This is a genomic window from Hydrogenivirga sp. 128-5-R1-1 (genome assembly GCF_000171895.1).
Window position 1 is genome coordinate 1 of record NZ_ABHJ01000004.1, and the last position, 24128, is coordinate 24128.

General features: G+C 48.8%; 26 protein-coding genes. 20 read left to right on the forward strand and 6 right to left on the reverse strand.

Annotated features, from left to right (window positions below):
* The 7 genes from HG1285_RS19660 to HG1285_RS12750 form a co-directional block, all read left to right on the forward strand.
* Window positions 1-272: hypothetical protein (locus HG1285_RS19660; RefSeq protein ID WP_008286712.1), on the forward strand; the 272-nt coding region annotated here is incomplete at its 5' end.
* Window positions 273-277: 5 nt separating this feature from the next.
* Window positions 278-1054: a CsgG/HfaB family protein gene (locus tag HG1285_RS12775; RefSeq protein WP_008286713.1), complete on the forward strand. Its 777-nt coding sequence runs from the start codon at window positions 278-280 to the stop codon at window positions 1052-1054.
* A 13-nt stretch (window positions 1055-1067) separates the two neighbouring features.
* Window positions 1068-2981, forward strand: coding sequence for a hypothetical protein (locus HG1285_RS12770; protein ID WP_157560498.1), 1914 nt, complete (start codon window positions 1068-1070; stop codon window positions 2979-2981).
* 11 nt (window positions 2982-2992) lie between these two features.
* On the forward strand, window positions 2993-3616 hold the full coding sequence (locus tag HG1285_RS12765) for an LPP20 family lipoprotein (protein ID WP_032496437.1): 624 nt from the start codon (window positions 2993-2995) through the stop codon (window positions 3614-3616).
* 15 nt (window positions 3617-3631) lie between these two features.
* Window positions 3632-4198 carry an outer membrane beta-barrel protein gene (locus tag HG1285_RS12760; protein ID WP_008286716.1) on the forward strand — a complete coding sequence of 189 codons (567 nt, stop codon included), beginning with the start codon at window positions 3632-3634 and terminating at the stop codon, window positions 4196-4198.
* 58 nt (window positions 4199-4256) lie between these two features.
* Window positions 4257-5372, forward strand: coding sequence for a radical SAM protein (locus tag HG1285_RS12755; RefSeq protein WP_008286717.1), 1116 nt, complete (start codon window positions 4257-4259; stop codon window positions 5370-5372).
* A gap of 11 nt (window positions 5373-5383) precedes the next feature.
* The gene (locus HG1285_RS12750) at window positions 5384-7114 is read left to right on the forward strand and encodes a penicillin-binding protein 2 (RefSeq protein ID WP_008286718.1); all 1731 of its coding nucleotides are present in this window, start codon (window positions 5384-5386) and stop codon (window positions 7112-7114) included.
* Here the strand turns inward: HG1285_RS12750 and bioD are convergent.
* Window positions 7088-7741, reverse strand: coding sequence for a dethiobiotin synthase (bioD, locus tag HG1285_RS12745; RefSeq protein WP_008286719.1), 654 nt, complete (start codon window positions 7739-7741; stop codon window positions 7088-7090). The genes HG1285_RS12750 and bioD overlap by 27 nt on opposite strands.
* A 24-nt stretch (window positions 7742-7765) precedes the next feature.
* Here bioD and HG1285_RS12740 point away from each other — a divergent pair, with 24 nt between their 5' ends.
* The gene (locus HG1285_RS12740) at window positions 7766-8575 is read left to right on the forward strand and encodes a ChaN family lipoprotein (protein WP_008286720.1); all 810 of its coding nucleotides are present in this window, start codon (window positions 7766-7768) and stop codon (window positions 8573-8575) included.
* Here HG1285_RS12740 and recR read toward each other — a convergent pair.
* The 3 genes from recR to HG1285_RS12725 are packed head-to-tail and all read right to left on the reverse strand — an operon-like array spanning window position 8506 to window position 9999.
* Window positions 8506-9114 carry a recombination mediator RecR gene (gene recR, locus HG1285_RS12735; protein WP_008286721.1) on the reverse strand — a complete coding sequence of 203 codons (609 nt, stop codon included), beginning with the start codon at window positions 9112-9114 and terminating at the stop codon, window positions 8506-8508. The two genes, HG1285_RS12740 and recR, sit on opposite strands and share 70 nt — an antisense overlap.
* A complete protein-coding gene (locus HG1285_RS12730; RefSeq protein WP_008286722.1) occupies window positions 9104-9409 on the reverse strand; it encodes a YbaB/EbfC family nucleoid-associated protein in 306 nt (101 codons plus the stop codon). The genes recR and HG1285_RS12730 overlap by 11 nt, the downstream gene beginning before the upstream one ends.
* Entirely contained in the window at window positions 9406-9999 is a 594-nt protein-coding gene (locus tag HG1285_RS12725) for a CDP-alcohol phosphatidyltransferase family protein (RefSeq protein WP_008286723.1), read from the reverse strand. Before HG1285_RS12725 ends, HG1285_RS12730 begins: the two co-directional genes overlap by 4 nt.
* Before the next feature lie 26 nt (window positions 10000-10025).
* On the opposite strand from HG1285_RS12725, the gene HG1285_RS12720 reads away from it, so the two are divergent.
* Window positions 10026-11216, forward strand: a complete 1191-nt coding sequence (locus HG1285_RS12720; protein WP_032496438.1) for a dicarboxylate/amino acid:cation symporter — start codon at window positions 10026-10028, stop codon at window positions 11214-11216.
* 24 nt (window positions 11217-11240) lie between these two features.
* Window positions 11241-14069, forward strand: a complete 2829-nt coding sequence (locus tag HG1285_RS12715; protein ID WP_008286725.1) for an RtcB family protein — start codon at window positions 11241-11243, stop codon at window positions 14067-14069.
* On the opposite strand, the gene HG1285_RS12710 is transcribed toward HG1285_RS12715, so the two are convergent.
* Window positions 14047-15183: an ATP-binding protein gene (locus HG1285_RS12710; RefSeq protein WP_008286726.1), complete on the reverse strand. Its 1137-nt coding sequence runs from the start codon at window positions 15181-15183 to the stop codon at window positions 14047-14049. The genes HG1285_RS12715 and HG1285_RS12710 overlap by 23 nt on opposite strands.
* Before the next feature lie 45 nt (window positions 15184-15228).
* Window positions 15229-16680: a menaquinone biosynthesis decarboxylase gene (locus tag HG1285_RS12705; RefSeq protein WP_008286727.1), complete on the reverse strand. Its 1452-nt coding sequence runs from the start codon at window positions 16678-16680 to the stop codon at window positions 15229-15231.
* A gap of 24 nt (window positions 16681-16704) precedes the next feature.
* Here HG1285_RS12705 and HG1285_RS12700 point away from each other — a divergent pair, with 24 nt between their 5' ends.
* The 10 genes from HG1285_RS12700 (at window position 16705) to lhgO (ending at window position 24117) form a co-directional block, all read left to right on the forward strand.
* Window positions 16705-17532, forward strand: coding sequence for a Wzz/FepE/Etk N-terminal domain-containing protein (locus HG1285_RS12700; protein WP_008286728.1), 828 nt, complete (start codon window positions 16705-16707; stop codon window positions 17530-17532).
* Between the two features lie 118 nt (window positions 17533-17650).
* The gene (locus HG1285_RS19425) at window positions 17651-17791 is read left to right on the forward strand and encodes a hypothetical protein (RefSeq protein ID WP_008286729.1); all 141 of its coding nucleotides are present in this window, start codon (window positions 17651-17653) and stop codon (window positions 17789-17791) included.
* 113 nt (window positions 17792-17904) lie between these two features.
* The gene (locus HG1285_RS17240; protein WP_008286732.1) at window positions 17905-18255 is read left to right on the forward strand and encodes a nucleotidyltransferase domain-containing protein; all 351 of its coding nucleotides are present in this window, start codon (window positions 17905-17907) and stop codon (window positions 18253-18255) included.
* Between the two features lie 5 nt (window positions 18256-18260).
* Window positions 18261-18608 carry a nucleotidyltransferase substrate binding protein gene (locus HG1285_RS12695; protein WP_232219464.1) on the forward strand — a complete coding sequence of 116 codons (348 nt, stop codon included), beginning with the start codon at window positions 18261-18263 and terminating at the stop codon, window positions 18606-18608.
* Complete coding sequence (locus HG1285_RS12690; protein WP_008286734.1) at window positions 18605-20131, forward strand: YifB family Mg chelatase-like AAA ATPase; 1527 nt, start codon at window positions 18605-18607, stop codon at window positions 20129-20131. Before HG1285_RS12695 ends, HG1285_RS12690 begins: the two co-directional genes overlap by 4 nt.
* 2 nt (window positions 20132-20133) lie before the next feature.
* Window positions 20134-20433, forward strand: a complete 300-nt coding sequence (locus HG1285_RS12685) for a nucleotidyltransferase domain-containing protein (protein WP_232219465.1) — start codon at window positions 20134-20136, stop codon at window positions 20431-20433.
* Entirely contained in the window at window positions 20412-20816 is a 405-nt protein-coding gene (locus tag HG1285_RS12680; RefSeq protein WP_008286736.1) for an HI0074 family nucleotidyltransferase substrate-binding subunit, read from the forward strand. The genes HG1285_RS12685 and HG1285_RS12680 overlap by 22 nt, the downstream gene beginning before the upstream one ends.
* Window positions 20794-22050, forward strand: coding sequence for a ComEC/Rec2 family competence protein (locus tag HG1285_RS12675; RefSeq protein ID WP_008286737.1), 1257 nt, complete (start codon window positions 20794-20796; stop codon window positions 22048-22050). The genes HG1285_RS12680 and HG1285_RS12675 overlap by 23 nt, the downstream gene beginning before the upstream one ends.
* Entirely contained in the window at window positions 22047-22916 is an 870-nt protein-coding gene (rfbA, locus tag HG1285_RS12670; protein ID WP_008286738.1) for a glucose-1-phosphate thymidylyltransferase RfbA, read from the forward strand. Before HG1285_RS12675 ends, rfbA begins: the two co-directional genes overlap by 4 nt.
* Before the next feature lie 4 nt (window positions 22917-22920).
* Window positions 22921-24117 carry an L-2-hydroxyglutarate oxidase gene (gene lhgO / locus HG1285_RS12665; RefSeq protein WP_008286739.1) on the forward strand — a complete coding sequence of 399 codons (1197 nt, stop codon included), beginning with the start codon at window positions 22921-22923 and terminating at the stop codon, window positions 24115-24117.
* The last annotated feature ends 11 nt before the right edge of the window (window positions 24118-24128 follow it).

Consider the following 24128-nt stretch of genomic DNA (forward strand, 5'->3'; position numbering starts at 1 on the left):
TACCGAGGATAGCTGTTATTGATTTTGCAAACAACACCACCTTTGACCTTGCCAAGGTCGTTCATCCCAGGCTTCCGGAACAGTTAAAAGGAAAGAAGTCACGGTGGTGTTTGGGGTGTACCGCCGGTCCCGCAGGTATAGGAGTTGGACACGTTGGTGCAAGTGCGTCAAAGACGGACTGGAAGAGGCAGGCTCAAACCGTTTCAAGGGACGTGAACGCAAGGCTCGGAGAGAGTATTGCCGAGGCTGTCTCAGTGAACTTGCCAACATAGGCGGAATGAAGATATATACGAGGAATGACCTGCAGAAGGTTCTTCAGGAACAGAAGTTCCAGATGTCGGGGCTCGTAGACCCCAACACTGCCGTCCAGATAGGTCAGCTTGCGGGCGTGAAGTACATAGTAACCGGTTCCGTGAACAACATAAACCTCAAGTGGGTTGATGTTGGTGAGGGTGTGAAGAGAGGTCTTTCTGAACACCTTGGGCTCCTTGGGACGGCGCTCGCAGTGGGGGCTTCCACCCAGGAGGGCTGGAACCTCTCAATAGACATAGTCGTAAAGGTTATAGATACCGAAACGGGGGAGGTAGTCCTCACCAAGACCGTTTCTGGAAGGGAGGTGCTTGGCAAGACCCCCACCTTCAACTTTGACTCAATAATAGGAGGTGCCAAGAAGGCGGCTCAGGAAGCCCTTGAGGACATAAGACCTGAACTCTCTAAGCTCTTCCCTCTGAGGGGATACATAATCCAGCTCAGAACCGCTCCTGACGGCAAGTCAAGGTATGCGCTCATAAACGTGGGCTCAAAGAACGGCGTGAAGGAAGGACAGGAGTTCTTCGTAATAGACTTCCAGGTGATTCAAGACCCCATTACCGGAAGGACCAGTTGTGACCAGATAAGGCTCCCCGTAACCCTTGTGGTTTCCACCCAGATACAGCCCGACAAAGCCTGGACGGTTGTTCAGGGAGATAAGAACCAGATAATGAGGGTAAAGCTCGGGCAGGTTGTAGAGAGAAAACCTCTGGAAGGAGGAAGCGGGCTGAACAAACTTTTCTGAGGGAGGAGAAAAAATGCATCACTTGATGGTTTTAGTAGCTCTGTTTATCGGTTTTTCCTTTGCTCAGCTCGGCTTCCGGTCTGCCCCTCTTGAACTTGGCGACAAAGACATCTTCACCGTTGACGCCAATACCTGTCCCGCGGGTGATGTGGCTAAAGACCTGTCAACCATCGTTGGAGGTTATGAGTGTATTGACTTCAATGGGGTCAGGTGGATCAGGGCGTACGATGCCGGACTTCGCCTTTACAAGCCTTTAGACCTCAAAGGTGATTTTTCAATCTCTTTCAATTTTTACGCCTTTGAGCCTGGATGCCCATACGCTTTACTTACCCTGTTTCCCGAAGAAACCCTCAAAAGAGCGGAGAAAAAGGATCATTACGCCCTTACAGGAAAGTCCCTCATAGCTATCTGGGCGAGCTGTGGGGATATAGCTGCCGGAATTTCATCAACCCCTGTGGATGCACACAGACTGAAGGAGTACACCAGGAAGCTCCAGAAGGAAAAAATTTACAACATCGCAATAACGGTGAGGAACGGGAAAGCGTCCATATACCTTGATGGGAAGAAGATAGCTTCGGAACCCTTCAATCCTCAGACGCCTATAAGGGGTTTCGGGATTTACTTTTACAGAAAGTTTTCTACCGATAAACCTTTCGGTGAATACCCTGCCCTCGTGGGGAACCTAAAGGTTTCTCTTTACACAGGAAAAGCGTCTTCACCTTCCCGTCCGGCTGTTTCTCATAAACCACAGCCCGTAGCACCACCATCCAATCAGCCCCAGATGTCAGGTTCCACCTCCCATATGCCTCCTATGCCTGCAATGCAGCCGATGCCGCTGGCCAAGAGGGTCGCCCAAAGAACCTCTTCAAGAGGCTCGGTCAGGTGCATTCCCTCCACCGGAGTGGGTGAGGCTTCCGTTATAGGTGGCGACAGGGGATCTGCCAAGGCGGAGGCTCTCGCAAGGGCAAAGTGGGACGCGATAGAGAAGGCTCTCGGTGTCACAACGAGCGTTAAGACCATAGTCCAGAACTTCAGACTCCTTGACGAGGTTATAAAGAACGAGGTTGGGGGCTTCATAAAGGACGTAAAGGTTATCGGAGAGGAGAACTTCGCCGACATGGTGAGAATAAAGGTCAGGGGTTGCGTATATCCGAATGAGGCTGAAAGGGCCCTGAGTTTCATATCAAGGGACACAGCCTTTAGCGTGATAGTGGTTACCAAAAAGCCCGGCACAGTTGAGCTGGACGAGATGAATCCTGTAACCACGGAGCTTGTGAACATACTGAACCAGCAGGGCTTCAAGGTTTACGACTTTGCAGGCAACCCCAACGTGAACCCTTACGATATAGAGAACATAATCGCCCAGAGGAGGTTTATAGCCCTCAGGGCTTACATGTCCCGTGTCCTTTCGGGTGCCATGGTTGTGGGAAAGGTTGAGCTCATTCCCTCCACGAGAACGGGACAGGACATAGGGTACGGTATAAGCGCCCCCTTCAACGTTGTTACCGCAAGACTGAACTACTACCTGCTCGCAAGGGACAACCAGGGGCTTAGGATAGTGGCTTCCGGTTCCCTGTCCGCACAGGGAAGGGGTCCCCACATAGACGACGCGGGCTACAGGGCTATGGAGGCTCTTGCCAAAAGGCTCGGTTCCGACATAATGGGCAAGCTTGAGAGGTACATGGCTTCCAAGAGGAAGGTCGTTACGGTGGTCGTTAGAGGTGTGAGGAGCACGCGTCAGAACTTCGCCATAAAGGAGAAGCTCCAGAGGGTTCCCTGGGTTCAGTCGGTTGAAGACCTCGGACTTGGCAGGTTCAAGGTGAACTACCTTGAGAACACCGTTTACCTTGCAAACGCTATAGAGAGGATGCCGGAGCTGCAGCTTATAAGGTTTTCACCCACAGAGGTGGAAGCGAGACTCCTGTGAGGAGGAATGTTATGAAGATACTCCTGCCCCTCCTTTTCCTTTCCCTTCTTGTCTCCTGTGGTCAGAAGTCGGAGAGCGTAAGAAAACCACCCTCTCCTTCAAAGGAGGAACAGCTCTACAAGGCGGAGAGGGCTTTTGAAGAACTTGATGTGGAGGCGACCAAGCCCGCTAAGGATCTCACCCTTGATGAGGGGACGCAGCCTGCCGTGAGAAAGCCCGAGCCTCAATACAAGAAGTATCCGACAGAACTTGCCAAAAGGACAGCTCCCAAGACCAAGTACCCAATAGTGGATGGACTCCCGGTCTGGGTGAGCAATCCCAACTACGGGGGAGTCCTCGGGGGCGTGGGTATAGCAAGGAAGATACCCGGTAAGGGCTACGCAGAGCAGAAGAGGCTTGCAAAGCAGATAGCCCTCGCTGATCTGGCAAAGCAGATAGAGCTGATAGTGAAAACGGAGCTCACCAAGGTTGAGGTAAACGTGGACATGAGCACGCTTCAGTACTACAAAAAAAGGTTCAGCTCCTATTCGGAGCAGGAAGTCAGAGCCATGCTTATAAGGAACGCCGTCATAGAGGACGAGTGGGTTGACCCTAAAACGGGAGACCTTTACGTGTGGGTAGTTCTCAAAAAATGATACAGGGAGGTAAATATGAAGAGAGCACTCTTGGCCGGACTTCTTCTGATGTCCTCACAGCTCTACGCTATTGAACTCGGTGTAAAGCTCGGTAACGCCCGGATAAACTGGGACGGTGGAAACGACAGCACCACCCTTGAGGGTTACCTCGCAGTTTACGGTGAGTATATGTTTCCCGTCACGCCCGTCCTCAGTGTGGGACCCAACGTGGAGATAGGTTACGGTAAGAAGGATATAGGAACCTTTTACTGCGTTGGTTACGGCACCTGCTCCGTTGACCTGACCTACACCACCCTTGAGGTCAACGCAAAGGCGATTCTTGACGTTACACCGGTGCTTGATCTCTACGGTGGGCTCGGTATATCCTCCAACAGGTTCGGTCTTGACGCCAAAGACCCCAGCACGGGAACCCCCGTGGGCACCCTCGGTGATGAGACTGGCGGGGGAGCTCAGGCTTTCGTAGGAGCCCAGTTGACCGTGGGCAAGTTCGGAGCGGGTCTGGAGTACAAGTACAAGTCCGTTGACACCGACTCCGTTGAGTCGGTTGATGTGGTGAGCCTCAACCTCTTTGTGAGCTTCTGAGTCTGCCCCAGCCGTAGTATAATTACACAGAAGTTCACGAGTATGGGAGGTTAAGGATATGAATAAACTTGCCCTTGAGAGCCTCACCGAGCAGAAGGAAAGTCCTGAGTATCTCCAGATAAGCTGGGCGGCAGCCATGACCCTCGGTTTGATACCGGGTCAGTTCTATAGGAATACCAAGCTCAGTTGTATCAATACACTCCTGACCTACCCTTCCGGCTGTCACGCAACCTGTGCCTACTGTGGGCTTCAGAAGGCGAGGGACATGGAGTATTCAAAGAAGAACTTTATCAGAGTTGAGTGGCCTACCGTCAAGCTTGACGATATTATAGAGAGGACTAAGGAGGTTGGTCACGCGGAGCGTCTCTGTATATCCCAGATAACCCATCCCAGATCCATAAGGGACACCAAGTATGTGCTTAAGAGGGTTATAGAGGAACTGGGCGACCAGCTCTTCGTGTCTATACTCATGAACGCTACGGGTCAGACTTACGAAGACATAGAGGATTACAAAAAGCTGGGTGCTGACACCCTGACGGTTGCCCTTGATGCGGCTACTCCGGAGATATTTGACAAGCTCAGGGGCAGACCCATGAACAGCCCTCACAGGTGGGATACCTACTGGGAAGTCCTTGAGTGGTGCGGAGAGGTTATGGGAGATGGCTACGCGGGTTGCCACCTCATAGTGGGTCTCGGTGAGACGGAGCAAGAGATGGTGGAGACCATACAGAGGGTAAGAGACCTTGGAGCGAGGACGCACCTGTTCTCCTTCTGGCCTGAAGAGGGGTCTCTTATGGAGAAGGAAAAGCCCTGCCCTGCACCTCAGTACAGAAGGGTTCAGATGGCAAGATACCTGATAGACAACGGGCTCTCCAGATACGAGGACATGAAGTTCAACGAGAAGGGGCAGATAACAGACTGGGGCGTGTCCGAGGAGGTCTTTGAGGAGATCTTCTGGAGCGGAAAGCCCTTCATGACTGCAGGTTGCAGGGGTAAGACCACCGAGGTTGCCTGCAACAGACCCTTCGGGGACAGCTCCGTCTCTGACATAAAGAGCTATCCTTTCCAGCCCAACAAGAACGACCTGAAGAAGGTTCGCAAGCAGATGTTTGACTACGAGATGGAGAAGGCTTACCCGGACGTGCTCAACCCCAGCGTATTCAGGTATCAGTAAAATAATCTTTTGTGGAGCAGGGCTGGGGGTTCAGCAGAAAGTTTGAAGCTAAGGCGAGGCTCGTCCTCGTCCTGTTTTTCCTCTCCGTTGGATTCTCCCTCTTAAGGATCATAGACCTTCAGGTCACCAAGGAGAGCGAGGTAGCCGAGAGGATAGAGAAGAGCTTTGACAGGATAATTCCTATAAAGGTACCCCTTTACAGGGGTAGCATAAAGGACACGAACGGCAGGGAGCTTGCCCTTAGCGTTCCCACTCTTTCCATCTATGCCCATCCGGATACGAGCAGGCTCAACAACAGGGGGAGACTTATAGAAGGTCTATCAAAGCTTACAGGCTTACCCGAGAGGCTGATAAAGAAGAAGGTAAGCTCGGGGACCAAAAAACCTGTAAAGATACTTTCCCGTATAGACAGGAGGCTCAAGGAGGAGATAAGGAAGCTCATACGCGAGACGGGAAACACCCGTTATCTGGGCATACAGGAGGAGTACACGAGGCTCTATCCTAACGGAACCATAGCCTCAAATACGGTTGGATTCGTGGGTGTTGATGGCAAGGGGCTTGAAGGTATGGAATACCGCCTGAACGAGTACCTTGGGGGAGGATACTCCAAGGCTCTGATATACATGAACGGTGGGCTCGGGAAGATATACCTTCACCCTTTGAAAGGCATGCTCGGTGAGGAGAAGGACGTCTACCTCACCCTGGATATAGGGGTACAGAACATACTTGAGAAGCTCAGGGACGACATAGTCCGTAAGTGGAGACCCAAGAAGGTTTCCATACTACTCCTTGACCTATCCCAGGGACACATACTCGGGATAGCTACCTATCCCTACTTTGACCCCAATAACTTCCAGAAGTACTCTCCTGACAAGCTCAGGAATTTCGCCGTGACGGACGCCTTTGAGCCTGGCTCTATAATGAAGCCCTTCTTTGTGGCATGGGCTCTGGAGAAGGGATACATAACGACCAACTTCTGGGTGAACACCGGTAAGGGAAGGGTAAAGGTTTACGACAGGTACGTAAGGGACACAAAGCGTCTCGGGACGATAATACTCAGGGACGTCCTTGTCCACTCATCCAACATAGGAACCATAGAGGTAGCCAAGCACTTGAAAAAGGAGGACGTGGAGGAGCTCCTTGAATCCTTCCATATGCACAAACGCTTTGGAATATTCCCGGGGGAGGCAAACCCCCAGATACCCGACTTCAACTATCCCGCAAACATACTTTACTCCTCCATAGGTCAGGGTATAGCCATGAACACTCTGAACATAGCGGTCGCCTTCGGCGGTCTCGCTACGGGAAGGGTTTTAAAGCCTCACATAGTTAAGAACGTAGTGTCCTCCGAGGGAGAGATCGTATACGAGGCTGAGACTGAGGCGTGGAGGGAACGGGTTCTCTCCGAGAAGACCCTCCGGTGGCTGCGCAGAGCCCTCATGAAGGTGGTTGAGAAGGGAACCGGAAAGAAGGCGCGCTCAAGGTACTTCACCATAGCGGGCAAGACCGGGACTTCTCAGAAGTTTGACGTGAGTCAGGGGAGGTACTCAAGGGACAAAGTGGTTACCTACTTCGCAGGCTTCTTCCCCGCCACTGACCCGAGGTTCGTTGCGGTTATAGTGGTGGACGAGCCCAGGGGAAAGAAGCTGTACGGAGGGGAGGTGAGTGCGCCCTACTTCAGAAAGCTGGCAGAGCAGGTTGCCTTCTACTACGGGCTAAAACCCGACAAGCTCAAGAAGTGAGCGCTTCTCTTCTTCACTGACCAATAGACCCTTTTTCTCTCCGATACACACGGGCTGAAAGCCCGTCATTTCAGAGACTATAATCGGGTTAGTTCTCTCGGAGACGTCCTCTCCTGTGAAGCGGTTCAGAACTATGCCGAGCACCTTCAGGGACATGCTTCTGGCGTAGTTGTAGGTGAGGTAGGTGTGATTCAGCGTTCCGAGCCCAGCCCTGCCCACTATTATGATGGGGAGCCCCCAGTCCTTGGCGAGGTTTGCGTAGGTGTAATTCCTCTTTATCGGCACAGCTATACCGCCGGCGCCCTCCACGAGGATAACCTCGTACTTTTCCCTGAGCTCTTCAAACCGTTTCCCGAGCTCTTCCAGGTTAACGCTCCTACCCTCCTCTATCTCCGCCGCGTAAGGAGCTAAGGGCAGGGAAAACCTCACAGGTACGACCTCCTCAACGGATTGACCCGTAGCGCTTGCGAGGAGCCTTCCGTCCTCGGGAACGTCTCTAACGTAGGTTTCCACGGGCTTGAAGCATCCCACGTTAACGCCTTCTCCCTTCAAGGCTAAGGCTATGTTGTAGGTTATGAAGGTCTTGCCAACCCCCGTGTCCGTGCCCGTTATCAGAATTGCAGACATGGTTAGTAGGATATACTAAGTCCGATGCATGCGCTTTTGGTGCTCTTTCCCTTTTTAGCCTTCTCCGCCGACTTCTTCTTCTTTGAGAGCAGCTCCTTTGGGCGCTTCATGGAGAAGGCAGAACGGGCGAGGGTCATTTATCTTGGAGAGACCCACGACAGGAAGGACGTTCACGAGTTCCAGCTCAGGGTTATAAAGGAGCTTGAGAAGAAAGGATACCCTATCGTCATACTCATGGAGGCTTTCCAGCAGCCCTTTCAGGATGCCCTGGACGAATACGTGGAGTGTGAGATAGGTGAAGGGGAAATGCTTAGGAGGACGGAGTACCACCGCCGGTGGCGCTTTAATGTGGAACTCTACGCACCAATATGGAGGTTCGCCAAAGAGAGGGGGATAAAGCTCATTGCCCTTAACATACCTTCCGAGCTACTTGGAGAGGTGAGGAAGAGGGGCATTGGCGGGGTGAGGAGCAGGTACTTCCCAAGACGCATAATGCCCTTCAGAGAGAGGCACAGAGCCTTCCTGCTTGAAGCTATGGGCGAGCACAAGAAGGCTGTGAAGAAGACCTTTTTTGATATACAGCTCGCCTGGGATACGGGTATGTCCTACAGGGTGGCTAAGGCTGTGCTGGCTTATCCAGAAGCCAAGCTCGTGGTTATAGTTGGTTCGGGGCATGTCTGGAGAGGTTACGGCATACCCGAGAGGGTTAACTTCCTTGTTGGGGAGCTACCTCAGCTCGTGAGCTACGTTGAAGACGATGAGATTTACTTCCTGTTCTCAAAGGACTTCTCAAGGGAGAGCTCGTCTACAAACTCAAGGAGAGAGCCGAACTGAAGCCCGTAGGAGACCCTCGTGACCTTCACCGATGGGAACCTGTCCTTCAACAGCTTCATCAGGTAGTTAGCGGTGGCTTCTCCCTCGGCGTTGGGGTTTGTAGCAATTATGATTTCTCTGACCCTGTTCTTTTCTATCCTCTCAAGGAGTCTGTCTATGGTGAGGTCTTGGGGCGACACGCCTTCCAGGGGAGCTATCCTGCCCTGTAGAACGTGGTAAACCCCCTTGTAGCGCTCAAGCCTCTCTATGGAGTAAGCGTCCTGCGACTCTTCCACCACACACACGAACTTCTTACTCCTTCTGGGGTCTGAACATACAGCGCAAAGCTCACCCTCGGTCAGCAGGTAGCACTCTTTACAGGGTTTCAGCTTCTCGCTCGCTTCTGTCAGGGAGCTGACCACGAGCTCCCTCTCTTCTGGGCTCAGCTTTAAAAGGTTGTAAACGAGCCTGCTCGCCCCTCTTTCTCCGTAGGTTGGTATCCTCTTAACGCTCTCCAGGGCGAGCTTGAGGGATTTGGGGAAGACCTCTTCAAAAGCCAAGCCCCAAGCCTCCTAAGAGACCACCGAACCTGCGGTTGAACTCTTCCTTGGCTATATCTCTTGATATGTCTTGAGCCTGGTTTATGAGGTCTATCAACACAGGCTTGAGCTTGTTCCAGTCTTTCCTTAATTCTTCGTCCTTGACCTCTATGTCAACTACCTCCCCGAGACCGTTGAACACAAGCTCAACCCCACTCTTTTCCAGTATCTCCTTTCTCAGCCGGAGGCTCTCTTTTACCTCTTCAAATCCCTGCTGGAAGTTCTTAAGCTGCTTGACCATGTCGTATATGTTCATAGAAACCTCCTGTCCAGGGTCTTCTTGACTTCGTAAACCCTCTGAAGAGTGGTTGCGAAACCACCTACAGAGACCACAAGGAGCGCGAGGGGTATAAGCTCAAGGGCTACACCCAGCAGAAGCACTATCCACCTCTCAGTCCTCTCAAAGAAACCGCCTATGCCGTAGACTCCGAGGGCTTCCGCCCTTGCCCTCGTGTAGCTTACGCCGTAAGAACCTATCAGGGCTAAGAAGGATAGGGCGACGCCGACAACCTCCCCTATTCCAGCATAGAGCAGCGCAAGTGAGAAGAGAGGCAGAGCATCAGAGAGCCTGTCCACGGTGGAGTCAAGGAAGGCTCCAAACTCCGACTCAAGCCCGAGTCTCCGTGCAACAGCCCCGTCCAAGGCGTCCAGGAGGGCTCCAAAGCCCATCAGCAGGACTGCAACGAGGTTCATTCCGTAATAAAGGGCGACCGAACCCAGGGCTATGAGACCGAAACCGGTGAAGGTTATCAGGTTGGGGTGCACGCCTTTGGATGATAGGTAGTCTACTATCGGGGACAGAGACCTCTCAAAGTAAGGCTTGAACTCCCTGCTAACGAAACTCATTTAAGAATAGTATATGCTAATACCCCATGAGGCGAGTTCTATCTGTGGAAAACCTAACTTTGGTCGCCATATTCTTGGGCGTACTTGCGGGCATATACGCACCCGACATAGTCCTCAAGTTGAAAATACTGGGAGAGATATTCCTCAACCTGCTCAAGATGATAATAGTTCCCCTCGTCTTTACCTCCGTCTTCATAGCCATGCTCGGTCTGGGAGATGTGGCAAAGTTCAAGGACATGGGACTCAAGACGATAGCCTATTACGTAGCCACGACGAGCCTCTCGGTTCTGGTGGGTCTTATACTCGTGAACCTCCTTGAGCCTGGAAAGGGCAACGAGCACGCACACCACGGAGCAGAAGTCCCCGAGGTAAAGGAGCTCACCTTTGAGGACGTGGTTTGGAACATAATCCCCTCAAACCCCTTCAAGAGTTTCACCGAGGGGAAGGTTCTCCAGATAATCTTCTTTGCTGTCCTGTTTGGGCTCGCCACCCTCGCCGTATCTAAGGAGAAGATGAAACACGTCTTTAACCTCTTTGACGGGCTGAACGACGGACTTATAAACCTTACGAAGTGGGTCATAAAACTGACGCCTGTCGGCGTGTTTGCCTTAGTGGGCTTTATGGTCGCCGAGATGGGTATAGATGTCTTCTTCTCCCTCTGGAAGTATGCTCTCACCGTGGTTTTGGGGCTCATATTCCATGCATTCGTAACGCTACCTCTTCTCGCCTTCTTCTTCGGCAGGTATAACCCCTACAGGTACCTCTTGAATGTGAGGGAAGCACCCCTACTTGCCTTTTCAACGGCTTCAAGTGCTGCAACTCTCCCCGTCTCAATGCAGGTTGCCGAAGAGAAGGGAGGTGTAAGGAAGGAGACGGCAGGCTTCGTCCTTCCCCTCGGAGCCACCATAAACATGGACGGGACGGCTCTGTATGAATCGGTCGCGGCTGTCTTTATCGCAAACGTTTACGGCGTGGAGCTTGGCTTTTCCCAGATGTTGATGATATTTCTTACCGCTACCCTCGCCTCCATAGGTGCGGCTGCCATACCCGGTGCGGGACTCGTTATGCTAACCCTCGTCCTGAGTTCGGTCGGAGTTCCCCTTGAGGGTATAGGTCTAATAATAGCAGTGGACAGGTTCCTTGATATGCTCAGGACCGCGGTAAACGTGTGGGGAGACCTCAACGGTGCAAAGATAATAGATAGGTTTGTAAAGTAAATTTAAAGAGAGGAGGTGGGCAAGGTGGGTCTTAAGGAACAACTCGTAAGAAAGGGTGAATACGTGTGGGAGCTTCCCAAGAACACTACAGAAGGACAGAAAGTTCCCGTAATCCTGTATCTGAGCGATGCCTTATTTGAACTCTTGGAAGAGGACGCCATAAAACAGGCGGCGAACGCCGCAACCCTGAGAGGTGTGGAGAAAGCCATATACGTTATGCCCGACGTTCACGTGGGATACGGATTCCCGGTCGGCGGTGTGATGGCGACCAACACCGAGATCGGAATAATAAGCCCGGGAAGCGTGGGTTACGACATAAACTGTCTGCCCGAAGGAACGGAGGTGCTCTCAGAGCATGGATACAGGTTCAGAATAGAGGAGTTTAAAGGAGAAAATCTCATAGGTGTTACTGACGGGTTTAACTCAAAGAGCGTCCAGCCAGTTCTTCTCTTCAAAAAAAGGGAGAGCAGGCTGTTAAAGGTAAGAACCAAACTCGGATACGAGATAAGTCTCACTCCAGACCATCCGGTTCTTACACCCGAGGGCATGAAGGAAGCCCGATTTTTGGATGTGGGCGATAGAGTTGCCGTATATCCCTTCAAGGGTATTGAGTACGAAGAGCCCCATAGGTTCCTGATTCTTGAAACTACGGGCAATCCTTTCCACGACAGGGAGCTTTCAAAGAGAGGTTTACTCCCCCTTTACTCAGACAGCGATAAGCTTCCAATACTTCTGAAGCTCATAGGCTATACAACCGGCGATGGCAATCTTGGAGAAAACAGGGTAAACCTTTATGGAACTAAAGAAGATCTCCTGAGAATTGCACAGGACGTTAAAAAAATAGATTTCTCATCCTGCGGTGTTTATACGAGAAAGAGGAAAACACAGATAAGAGGAAAGACTTACACCACCGAAGAGAACTACCTTTACATACCATCCAAATCTTTTGTTTCTATGCTTCGTAGCTTAGGAGTCCCACTCGGCAAAAAGACCACTCAAGACTTTGAAGTTCCCTCTTGGATATTCAAGCTTCCTAATTGGATGAAGAGGCTTTACCTTGCAGGTCTTTTCGGAGCAGAGATGAACAAGCCTATGACCTCAAACGGATACAATTTCATAAACCTCTCCTTTTCGATGAACAAACATCCTGAGTATGCGGGCAGCGGGCGCAGGTTTATAAAGCAGATATCAGGTCTGCTAAGCGGACTGGGCATTCAGACTCAAGAGATTGAGGAATTCTTAGAAGGGAAGAGCCTAAGACTCAGGCTCCACATATCTATGGAAGAAGAAAATCTGCTTAAGTTTTTGGAAGAGGTCTCCTACGAATACTCCAGATATAAAGAGAGGATTTCCAGATTTGCCTCCGCATACCTGAGATACAAGAGGGTTGTGAGAGAAGAAAGAGATAAAAAAGCCGAAGAAGCGCGCCTATTGAAGGCATCCGGCATGGGCGTTGGTGAGATAGCAAATGCGTTGGATATAAACAAACGCTTCGTTGAGAGAAGTTTGTACGAGGGTAGGACTTCCGTCAGGATAGGAAAAAACACTCTAACCTTTGAAGAGTGGGTAGAAAAGAACACAGAGGGAGATATTGTCTGGGATACAGTAGAAGAGATAGAAGAACGACCTTACAACGGCTGGGTTTACGACTTTACAGTGAAGGACAAAGAGCACAACTTCGTAGCCCAGAGCTTTGTGGTCTCTAACTGCGGCGTCAGGCTCATAGCCACGAACCTACATACCAAGGACATAGCGGACAGGATAAAGGAGCTCATGCAGGAGATACTCAAGAACGTCCCTGCAGGAGTGGGCTCAACGGGTGATATAAAGCTCTCCCATTCCAAGATGGAGGAGGTTCTCGTAAAAGGTGCCCGCTGGGCTGTGGAACACGGATACGGCTTTGAAGAGGACTTGGAACACATAGAGAGCTTCGGTGCTCTGCCAGAGGCAGACCCGGACAAGGCCTCGCAGGAAGCTTACGAAAGAGGCTCTGACGAGCTTGGGACGGTGGGATCCGGCAATCACTTCGTAGAGGTTCAGTTCGTTGAGGAGATATACGACGAAGATGTGGCCCAGAAGATCGGTTTAAATGAGGGTCAGGTGACCATCATGGTTCATTCTGGTTCCAGAGGTTTCGGTCATCAGGTCTGCACCGACTACCTGAAGGTGGCTGTAAACACCCTCCCAAAATACGGGATAGAACTACCCGATCCCCAGCTCGCCTGCATGCCTTTTCTCTCAAAGGAAGGGCAGGCTTACTTCAAGGCGATGTGTGCCTCCGCCAACTACGCCTTCGCCAACCGCCAGATACTCGGCTTTAAGACCGCCAACACCGTAAGGAAGTTCTTAGGGCTATCTTGGGAAGATCTGGGATACAGGCTCATATACGACCACGCCCACAACATAGCCAAGGTGGAGGGACACAGGGTAGGCAATAAAGTAAAGAAGGTGGTAGTCCACAGAAAGGGTGCCACAAGGGCTTTCCCTCCATTCAACCCCGAAGTCCCGCCCGCATACCGAGATGTGGGTCAGCCCGTAATAATCCCCGGAGACATGGGAAGGGCGAGCTACCTGCTGGTAGGACAACCTGAAGCTATGGAAAAGAGCTTTGGAACAGCCTGCCACGGAGCGGGAAGGGTTATGTCCCGCAGGAAGGCGAAGAAGTTTGTCAAGGAGCAGGGACTTGAAAAGGTGATAGCAGGTCTCACCGTAGTGGCGAGAGGTAAAGGAACCATAATGGAGGAGATACCCCAGGCTTATAAAGACGTCTCCGAAGTGGTAAGAGTTATAAACGACCTTGGCATAGCCAAGGTGGTGGCAAGACTAAAACCTATGGGAACACTGAAGGGTTGAGTTCCCTCCTCAGCCAGAGCTTTACGATAGGGTTTTGAAAAACGAGCTTTTTACCCTTACGCTCAATCACGTCCTTCTCTATCAGCGACCCCACCGCCTTCTGAACCGAGTTGGCGCTTAGAGAGAACCTCTCCAAATTTTCACGCCTGTATACCTCCACCCCGTCCGTGTAGGCTATCAATTTCAGCACCTTCCTCTGGATATTGGTGAGCTCCTCCCACATGAACCAGAAGGTATCCTTCTCCGTCTCAAGGAGCTTGTCCATTGCTCTAAGGAAAGAACCTCTGTCCACAACCTTATCGGTCTCCTCCCAGAGAAAGTGGAAGAACTCCTGAACTCCCTGAGGATGACCCTCTAAGAGTTTTACACCCTCCTCTATAAACTCAACGGGTATGCTCTTTCCCGTTCTTTCAAACCTCTCCCGTATGAAGGGAATCCACTCCTTTTCTCCTATAGGGTTCAAAGATACCTTTTTAACAGACCTGTAGAAGGGTTCCCTCCTGTCCGAGAACATCTTTTCAAGGATGGACTTCCTGCTTCCAGAGAAAAGGTAAGAGACCTTCCTTGAATGCTTTTGAACTGCGCTCCTGAGCTTTGCTTCAAGCCCGAGTCTGTATATCTCCTGAAACTCGTCCAGCACCACACACAGCTTACTACCTCTCTTCTCAGCGTATCTGAAGGGCAGGTCAATAACCTCCTCAAAGGTCTTGTCCTTCTGCACCCTGCCGAAGTCCAACCTGAAACTGGTTCTCCCCTCCGAGTCCACGTTCACACTGAAGGAAGGTTTAAATTTGAGGGTCTCCCTTATGGTGCGTATAACCCTCTCCACACTTCCCTCTAAAGAGAACACCACCGCCCCGAAGTAAAGGTTCAAGAACTCCTCCTCTGAGGAGACAGGGAAGAGGTCTATGTAAACGCCTTTCACACCTTTGTTTTTTAGCCTCTTGAGTGAAGCAAGCAGGAGAGAGGTTTTCCCAAACCTTCTGGGCGCATAGAGAAGGACATTAATGCCCGAAAGCACGTCCTTTTCAAGGGAGTTAAGCTCATCCTCCCTATCGCAGAAGTCCTCTTCTTCAACCACACCCCCGAAGAAGAACGGGTTATCATGCTTCACAGCATAATTAATTTATACTTTATAGTATTATCCTGTCAAGTATAATCACTCTATCCCCAGCCTACCCCACAGATCATCTATCTTCCTCTTGACTTCCTCGTCCATTCTAATAACCTCCGGCCACTCACGGGTATAGCCCTCCTCCTTCCACTTGGTCGTGGCGTCCACCACCATCTTTCCACCAAAACCTACCTCGTTGGTTGCATGGTCAAGCACGTCTATAGGACCCTTGAGTATCTGAACATCCCTAACAGGATCCACATTGTTACCCCACGCCCAGAGAACCTCCCCTATGTCGTGAACGTTTATCCAGTCATCAAATACAACTATATGCTTTTCCAAGGACATCAGCCCCAACCCCAGCAAAGCGTAGGCAACCTTGTAGGCGTGCCCGGGAAACCTTTTCTTTATAGAAACGAAGCAGAAGTTATGAAACCCGCCTTCGGCGGGTAGATGGTAGTCCACCACCTCCGGTAGGTTGAACTTTATGAGAGGCAGGAATATCCTTTCTGTAGCCCAGCCCAAATACTTGTCTTCCTGCGGAGGTATTCCCACTATTGTATGCAGATACAGAGGATTTCTCCTCCTAACTATAGCTGTCACGTGCATCTGAGGATACTTATCAACGGGTGTGTAGTAGCCCGTATGGTCACCGAAGGGTCCTTCGTCCACCAAGTCTTCCGAAGGATCAACGTAGCCCTCTATAACTATCTCCGCATTGGCGGGATACTCTATGTCTATGGTCACACCCCTCACAAGCTCAACGGGTCTCTCCATTACTATCCCTGCAAACAGATACTCGTCCACCTCCGGTGGTAGCGGAGCGCTGGCAACGTAAGGAAGAGGAGACTCCCCACCGAGGGCTATCGCCACCTCTATCCTCTTTCCCAGCTTCTTAGCCTTCCAGAAGTGATGACTCCCGTCCTTGTGTATCTGCCAGTGGACTGCGATCCTCTTGCTGTCAAGCACCTGAAGCCTGTAGAGACCCACGTTCCTTATACCGCTCTCCGGGTCTTTGGTTATCACCTGACCGAAGGTTATGTATCTCCCCCCGTCCTTAGGCCAACACTTTGGTATGGGTAGAGAGAATAGATCCGGGTCTCTGTCCACAACCTCCTGAACGGGTGCCTTTTTAACCACCTTGGGTATGGCGTCGTTGAGTTTCTTCAGCTCCGGCAGTCTCTTGAGCTTATCTAAGAAAGTCTGAGGAACCTCCGGTCTGAGGATCCTGTAGAGCTTCCAGCCTATATCCTCAAGGTTCTCATACCCCAAAGCGAGCTTCATTCTCCTCTCAGATCCGTAAAGGTTGGCGACCACGGGTATATCGTAGCCCTCCACATTCTCAAAGATCAGAGCCTTCCCACCCCCTGGCATCTTAGAAACCCTATCTATAACCTCGGTGAGCTCCAGTATGGGAGACAGTGGCTCCTTTATTCTTACGATCTCTCCTTTCTTCTCCAAGAGTTCTAAAAACTCTCTCAGGCTTTTGGTGGGCATTCGTTTATTATAAAATCTTCCACTATGGAAAAAGAGCGCAAGGAAGAGCTGTATTACGAGGACGAGATAGACCTGTACGAACTCTGGCTCAAACTGAAGAAGAGATGGAGGGTGATCTTAGTCACCGTTGTCGTCTTTATAGCAGCTTCCGTGACTTATTTGTTTATAACCAAGCCTGTGTACAGAACCTCCTTCCTTATAAAGGTGCCCGGGATCATCACCCCTGTGGAGGCTTCGGAGTACGTGAAGAGCGTTAAACGTCTGTTGAAAGAGAAGAGGTATGAAGAAGTTGCAAAACTATTAAGTGTTGATAAAGATACAGTTCTAAGTATCCATAACCTGGAGGCAAGGGAACTCCGGAAGAGCAAGGACGTAATAGGGGTAACCCTTGAGGTATATGACCCCTCTGTAATAAACGGACTGAGTAAAGCGATTGTGAACTATTTAAACCACAACGAGTTGATCGCCGAGAAGATAGAGCTCAGGAAACGCGAGCTCTCTGAGAAAATAGCCATAATAGAAAACAGGGTTAAAGCCCTTAAGGAAACAAAAAAGCTGGTCAACAGACTTGTAGAGCAGGGGGGAGAGGTGTACTTCAATCCAGCTGAGATAGATAAAACCATACAGAGCTTTGAGAACCAGCTCGTGTCGTTGAAGGTACAACTAAAGGCGTTGAAAGGTTTTGAGATCAGCGTAAAGCCGCCCATACCTGAAAAGCCAGACAAGCCTAAGAAGAAGCTAATAATTGCTGTAGCTGGCGTTTCGTCCCTGTTTTTAGGTGTGTTCTTGGCACTCTTCTTAGAGTGGCTGGAAGAAGCGAGAAGGCGGCACGAGGAGGAGGGTAAAACTTGAGTCCACTGTTGTCAAGGCGGGTTGGTGAAAATTCACTTGCAATAACAACTTCGTGAAATTAAAATATTCGCCATACGGGGTGTTAGTGTGTTTAAGCTCAGATTAAGGGAGGTGGGAGATGAAAGCATTAACTGCCATGATCTTCGCAACCACCATTACCTTCGCTGGGAGTTTCTACGACTGCGTGAGAAACGCTATAGACATTGAAAGGGCTGTTGAAATAGCAAGACCTCAGGTGGGAATACCCTTTAAAGCATGAGTCAGCCAGTCAAAGAGGACGGGAGAATGCTTCTGGAAAGTTAAGGGAACGCAGGGATACGTGATAATGGAGGCTGACAGCGGAGAGGTCATAAGGTTCTATAAGAACAGGAAATGATCTCTGAGGAGCTGAAGTCTCAGATAATTGAGGTTATAAGCAAGCATCTGGAGATGGATAAGTGCGTGGTTGTTCTCTTTGGCTCCGAAGCCCTTGGGGAAGCTACTGGGAGGTCAGATATAGACTTAGGCGTTGATTGTGTAGAACCCATTTCGGACAGTGTCTTTCTTGAGCTGGAGAGGGCGCTCAACGAAGAGGTAAACACCCTTAAAAAGATAGATCTCGTTGAGCTGAGCGATCTAGATGAAGACTTCCTCCTTTTCGCACTCAAGGGGGCGATTATATGGCATGTGGGGAGAGATTACTTAAGAAGCTGGATCAAACGGAAAGAGCCTTTGAAAAGTTGAGGGAAGTGAGGAACTTGCAAGAGACCCTTCCTGCTGAGATTCTTTACGAGGTAACCGCAAAGAGATTTGAGTACACATACGAAGCCCTCTGGAAAACAATAAGACTTTTTCTGTTAGAAGAGAAAGGAATAGAGTGTAACTCCCCGATGGACTGCTTTAAAGCTCTATACTCTGTAGGTCTTATAGATGAAAAGCACTCAGAGGATATTCCGAAGATAGTTAGGATGAGAAACAACATCGTTCACATATACGATTTCTCTCTTGCGGAAGACCTCTTTAAGTTCATCAGAGAGAAGGTTATACCGGTCTTCGGGAGCATAATTAAAGCCCTCAGGGATAACTGCGCAAAATGAGCTTTGTAAAGGTAAAGAGCGGAGGGATATGGGGGATAGACGGGTACGAGGTGGACGTGGAGGTGGACATATCACCCGGGATACCGTCCTTCAACATCGTTGGTCTTCCTGACTCAGCCATAAAGGAGTCTAAGGAGAGGGTCAGGAGTGCAATAAAGAACGTTGGTTTCAGCTTCCCCCAGAAGAGGATAACCGTGAACCTCTCTCCTTCCAACGTAAAGAAGCAGGGAACTCTCTACGACCTGCCCATAGCGGTAGGTATCCTCACCTTAAGCGGTCAGATAGACGCCCTGAGGGTTTCCGAGTTTATTTTCCTCGGTGAGGTTTCTTTAGACGGGAGGCTGAACAGGGTGAACGGCGTTCTTCCTATAGTGTCCTCTCTGAGGGAAAGGGGATTGACCCGATTCATCCTCCCCCTTGAGAACGCTGTTGAGGGTGCTGTCGTTGAAGGTACGGAAATATTCGGTTCTGAATGGCTCGGTGAGGTGGTGGAATTTCTGAACGGACAGAGGTCTGTCCTGCCGGTTAAGGTGGACTACGAAAACCTTCTCCAGAAGAGAGAGCTTGACATAGACTTAGGGGATGTCCTGGGACAGAGCATGACGAAAAGAGCCCTTGAGATAGCTTCTGCAGGTGCCCACAACCTCTCCATGGTGGGAGCTCCCGGTTCGGGGAAGTCAATGCTCGCTAAGAGAGTGATTACGATACTCCCTCCTCTTGAGTTTGACGAGATGCTTGAAGTTAGCAGAATATACAGCGTCGCAGGACTTCTGAGCGATGGGCTCGTTACGAGAAGACCCTTCCGCTCACCCCATCACACAGCCTCGGAGGTATCCCTCATAGGTGGAGGCTCCATACCAACCCCCGGTGAGATATCCCTCGCCCATAAGGGCGTCCTCTTCCTTGACGAGCTTCCTGAGTTCACGAGAAGGACCCTTGAGGTTCTGAGACAGCCCATGGAGGACGGCCACATAAACATATCCAGGGCACAGGGTAGGGTGAGCTTTCCAGCGAGCTTTACGCTCATAACAGCCCAGAATCCCTGCCCCTGCGGGAACTCTGGAAACCCTTTCAGGGAGTGCACCTGCACTCGGAATCAGATAAGGGCTTACAGTTCAAAGGTCTCCCAGCCCATAAAGGACAGGATAGACCTCAGGGTATGGGTTGACCCGGTCACAAACGAGGAGCTCGTGAAGAACGCGAAGGGTGAGACTTCAAGAGAGGTCAGGGAGAGGGTTTTGAGAGCTTACGCTGTGCAAAAGGAGAGGTTCAGAGATTCAAAGACGGACTTCAATGGGAGAATGACCAACGCCGAAGTTGAGAGGTTCTGCCTGAAGCTCATGAAGGAGGAGTCAAAGAGACTTCTGAAGGACGCAATGGACAGATTCAACCTCTCCGGGAGAGGTTACTTCAGAACCCTGAAGGTATCAAGGACGATAGCGGACCTTGAGGGAAGTGAGTTGATAGCCCCGGAGCACTTGGCTCAGGCTCTCCAGTTCAGAGTTGAGGAGACGCTCCATTGAAGGTGAGCACTGTTGAGGAACTCAGGGACTTCATAGAGGACTTCCTCAGGGAAAAGGGGGTGAAGGCACGTGTCATACTCTTCGGCTCAAGGGCGAGAGGGCAACACTCAGAGCACTCGGACGTGGATATAGCTGTAGAATCGGACGAGGAGCTGTCCTGGGTCATCACGGAGCTCAGAGGACTGCTTGAGGAGTCAGACCTTCCCCAGAAGGTGGACGTAATTGACCTCAAAAGAGCACCTGAGAGTTTAAGGGAGGAGATAGAGAGGGAAGGGAAAGTTTGGATAGATTTAAGAAGGTAATATCTGAGTTTGAGAACGCCCTGGAACGGCTTGAAGAGGCTTATGAGAAGACGGTAGAGCTGAAAGGAAAGGAGGAGTATCCCTTCTACAAGGATTCAACCGTTCAGAGGTTTGAGTTCACCTTTGAAACCGCATGGAGGGCTATGAAGGAGTTCCTTGGAAAGGAAGGAATTCTGTGCAGGTCTCCGAGGGGATGTGCCAGGGAGCTCTTCTCTGCGGGCTACATATCGGAAGAGGATACAAGGACGTTCTTTAGGACTATAGAGGATAGGAGCCTTACGGTTCACACATACAGGGAAGAAGTTGCGGAGGAGATCGTGAGCAGGATGGGGGAGCATATTCAGCTTCTTAGGAAATTCCTTGAGCTCTTCAGGGGGAGTTGAACTGGACTTCATCAGGAGGGGTGAGCTACTTCACCTTTTTGTCTTCCTTGCGGTTGTCACAATTGCCTATAAGCGGGCAAACCTACCTGACTTTAGGGAGAAAGAGGTTTACGTGAAGGGAAGTGTTGTGGGAGACATAATCAGAGAACCGGGGCACACCCTTACTAAGCTCAGGATTGAGGAGAGTGAGATAGAAGACATAAAGGGGAGGAAGGCTTTTCTCAAGATATTCGGTTTTCTCCCTCCCAATACAAGGGAGCTCTCCCTGCTTGGCAACGTCAGCGTGAGAAACAACAGGGTGTTTGTGTACGCAAAAGGTCAGGATGTGGAGATACTGCCCCACTCGGAGAGTCTGAGAGAGAAGCTCATGGATAGGTACTCATCAGTCTCCATGGACAAGAGCATGGTTCCTTTAGGACTCTCCTTCCTGTTTGGTGAACCGAGAGAGCTTCTGCCCTCCAGAGCCCAGAGAGATTTTTTGAACACCGGGCTCGTTCACCTGCTCGTTGTGAGCGGTCTCCACGTTGGCACCATCGCTCTCGTCCTCTCTAAAATGCTTCCGAGATTTCAAGGAATGAAGTTAGCCCTCGCAGGGGTTCTCCTATATTCCCTCCTTGTAGTTCCCCATGAACCTCCTGTTCTGAGAGCTTCTTTGATGTTTGGCGTTGCTATCCTCGCTATTCTTTCCTTCCATCGTCCCAACATGCTCAGCATCCTCCTGTTCTCCGGTACGGTTATACTCCTCATATACCCCCATTACGTATTCTCATACTCCTTCTGGCTATCCTTTACAGCTACAGCCTATATAATACTTGCACTCAAAGACTTAGAGGCGAGCACCAGTGTGAAGACGCTTATAGCCTCCGCATCAGCCTTCACCGGAGTGGCACCCCTTGTGAGCATATTCTATGGAGTATCACCCCTATCGGTTGTTCTTACACCCCTTCTCTCCCCTATAGTTTTGCTTTACTCCGCACTCGGCGTCCTCTCCCTTCTCACATTCATGAGCTTCCCTCCCTTCGTTGACCTATTCAACCTTACCGGAAGGTTCTTTGAGACCACCGTTCACGCCGGTGCGAGTTTATCCTTCAGACTCTATCCCCATATTAGTCTGTACGAGGCGGTTATGCTCTGTGTGGCTGGATTGGTACTGCTCTATCAGCTCGGAGGATACAGGAAGGTATTTCCTCTTGTGGGGATAAATTTGTGGTTGTTTTTGAGGGTGGTTTTATGAAAGGAATAATCCTTGCCGGAGGAAGTGGAACAAGGCTTTATCCTATAACAAAAGGTATAAATAAACACCTATTACATATATATGATAAACCTATGATTTACTATGCCTTATCTGTTTTGATGCTGGCAAAAATAAAAGATATTTTAATTATTACTAATCCAGAATATGTTGAAAATTTTGAAAACCTTTTAGGAAATGGAAGCCATATTGGAATAAATATATCTTACGCATCACAGGAAAAACCTAAAGGGATAGCAGAAGCATTTATAATAGGAGAAAAATTTATAAGGGACAGCAATGTTGCTTTAATATTAGGGGATAATTTATTTTATGGTCAAGGGTTTTCTGATATTCTAGTAAAAGCCTTTCAGAATAAAGAAGGGGCTACTATATTTGCTTATCCTGTAAAGGATCCAGAAAGATTTGGGATTGCAGAATTTGATGAAAATTTTAATGTAATTTCCTTGGAAGAAAAACCCAAAAAACCAAAAAGCAATTGGGCTGTAACTGGATTGTACTTTTATGATAACGAAGTTGTTGATATAGCAAAAAAAATCAATCCTTCTGAAAGAGGAGAGTTAGAGATAACTTCAATTAATAGTGAATATTTAAAAAGAAACAAATTAAAAGTTCAATTACTTGGTAGAGGCTTTGCATGGTTTGATGCTGGAACTCATGAGAGTTTACTTGAAGCAAGTTTATTTGTATCTACAATAGAAAAGAGACAAGGCTATAAAATAGCATGTATTGAAGAAATAGCATATAGAAACGGCTGGATTAACAAAAATAGACTTATGGAACTTGCTGAACCTTTGAAAAAAACAGATTATGGAAAATATTTAATAGAAATAAGTAAGGAATTATAAATATATGCAGGAATATAACTTTGATTACGTAATAATAGGAGCAGGAATTATAGGTCTAACTCTTGCAAAAAATGTAAAAGAAAAGTACCCAAAAAGTAGTATAGCTATTATAGAAAAAGAACCAAATGTAGGTTTCCACAGTAGTGGAAGAAACAGTGGAGTATTACATGCAGGTTTTTACTATACAGCTGACAGTTTAAAGGCAAAATTTACAAAAGAAGGATGTTTATATTGGAGAAACTATTGTAAGCAAAATAATTTAAAGATCAATGAGTGTGGTAAAGTAGTCGTTTGTAAAGATGAAGAAGAATTAGAAACACTTTTTGAACTAAAAAAAAGAGGGGATACAAATGAGGTTCCTTTAGAAGTTATTGATGAGAATGAACTGAAAGAATATGAACCTAATGCTAAAACATATCAAAAAGCCCTCTGGTCTCCTTTAACAGCAACAATAGATCCTAAAGAAATATTGACTCATTTGAAAAATAAATTAAAAGAAGAAGGAGTAAATTTTTTCTTTAAAACACCTTATAAATATAAATTAGATAATAATACTATAGTAGCTGGCAACTATAAATTTTATTATAAAAAACTTATAAATTGTGCAGGTCTCTATTCAGATGAAATAGCTAAAGATTTTGGGTTTTCGGAAAATTATATAATAATTCCATTTAAGGGAATATATATTGAATATAGTGGAAACGGTAAACCAATAAAAACAAATATATATCCTGTTCCAAATATTAAAAATCCCTTTTTAGGAGTTCACTATACAATAAAAGTAGATGGAACAATAAAAATTGGTCCAACTGCAATACCTGCATTTTGGAGGGAAAATTACAAAGGGCTTGAAAAATTTAAATTAGATGAATTCTTACAGATAATTACTTGGGAAAGCATTTTGTTTTTAACAAATTCTTTTGGATTTAGGAGCTTAGCATTAGAAGAAATGAGGAAGTATAATAAAAACTATCTTATAGAGCAAGCTTTACAATTAGTGAAAAATATAGATAAAACTAAATTTTCAAAATGGGGTGAGCCAGGCATAAGAGCACAGCTTTTAAATACGAAGACAAGAAAATTAGAGATGGATTTTATAGTCGAAGGAGATAAAACAACAGTTCATATACTAAATGCTGTATCTCCAGCATTCACTGCAAGTTATCCATTTACAAAATGGATAGTTGAAAATTATTTATAAAGGAGGTGTAC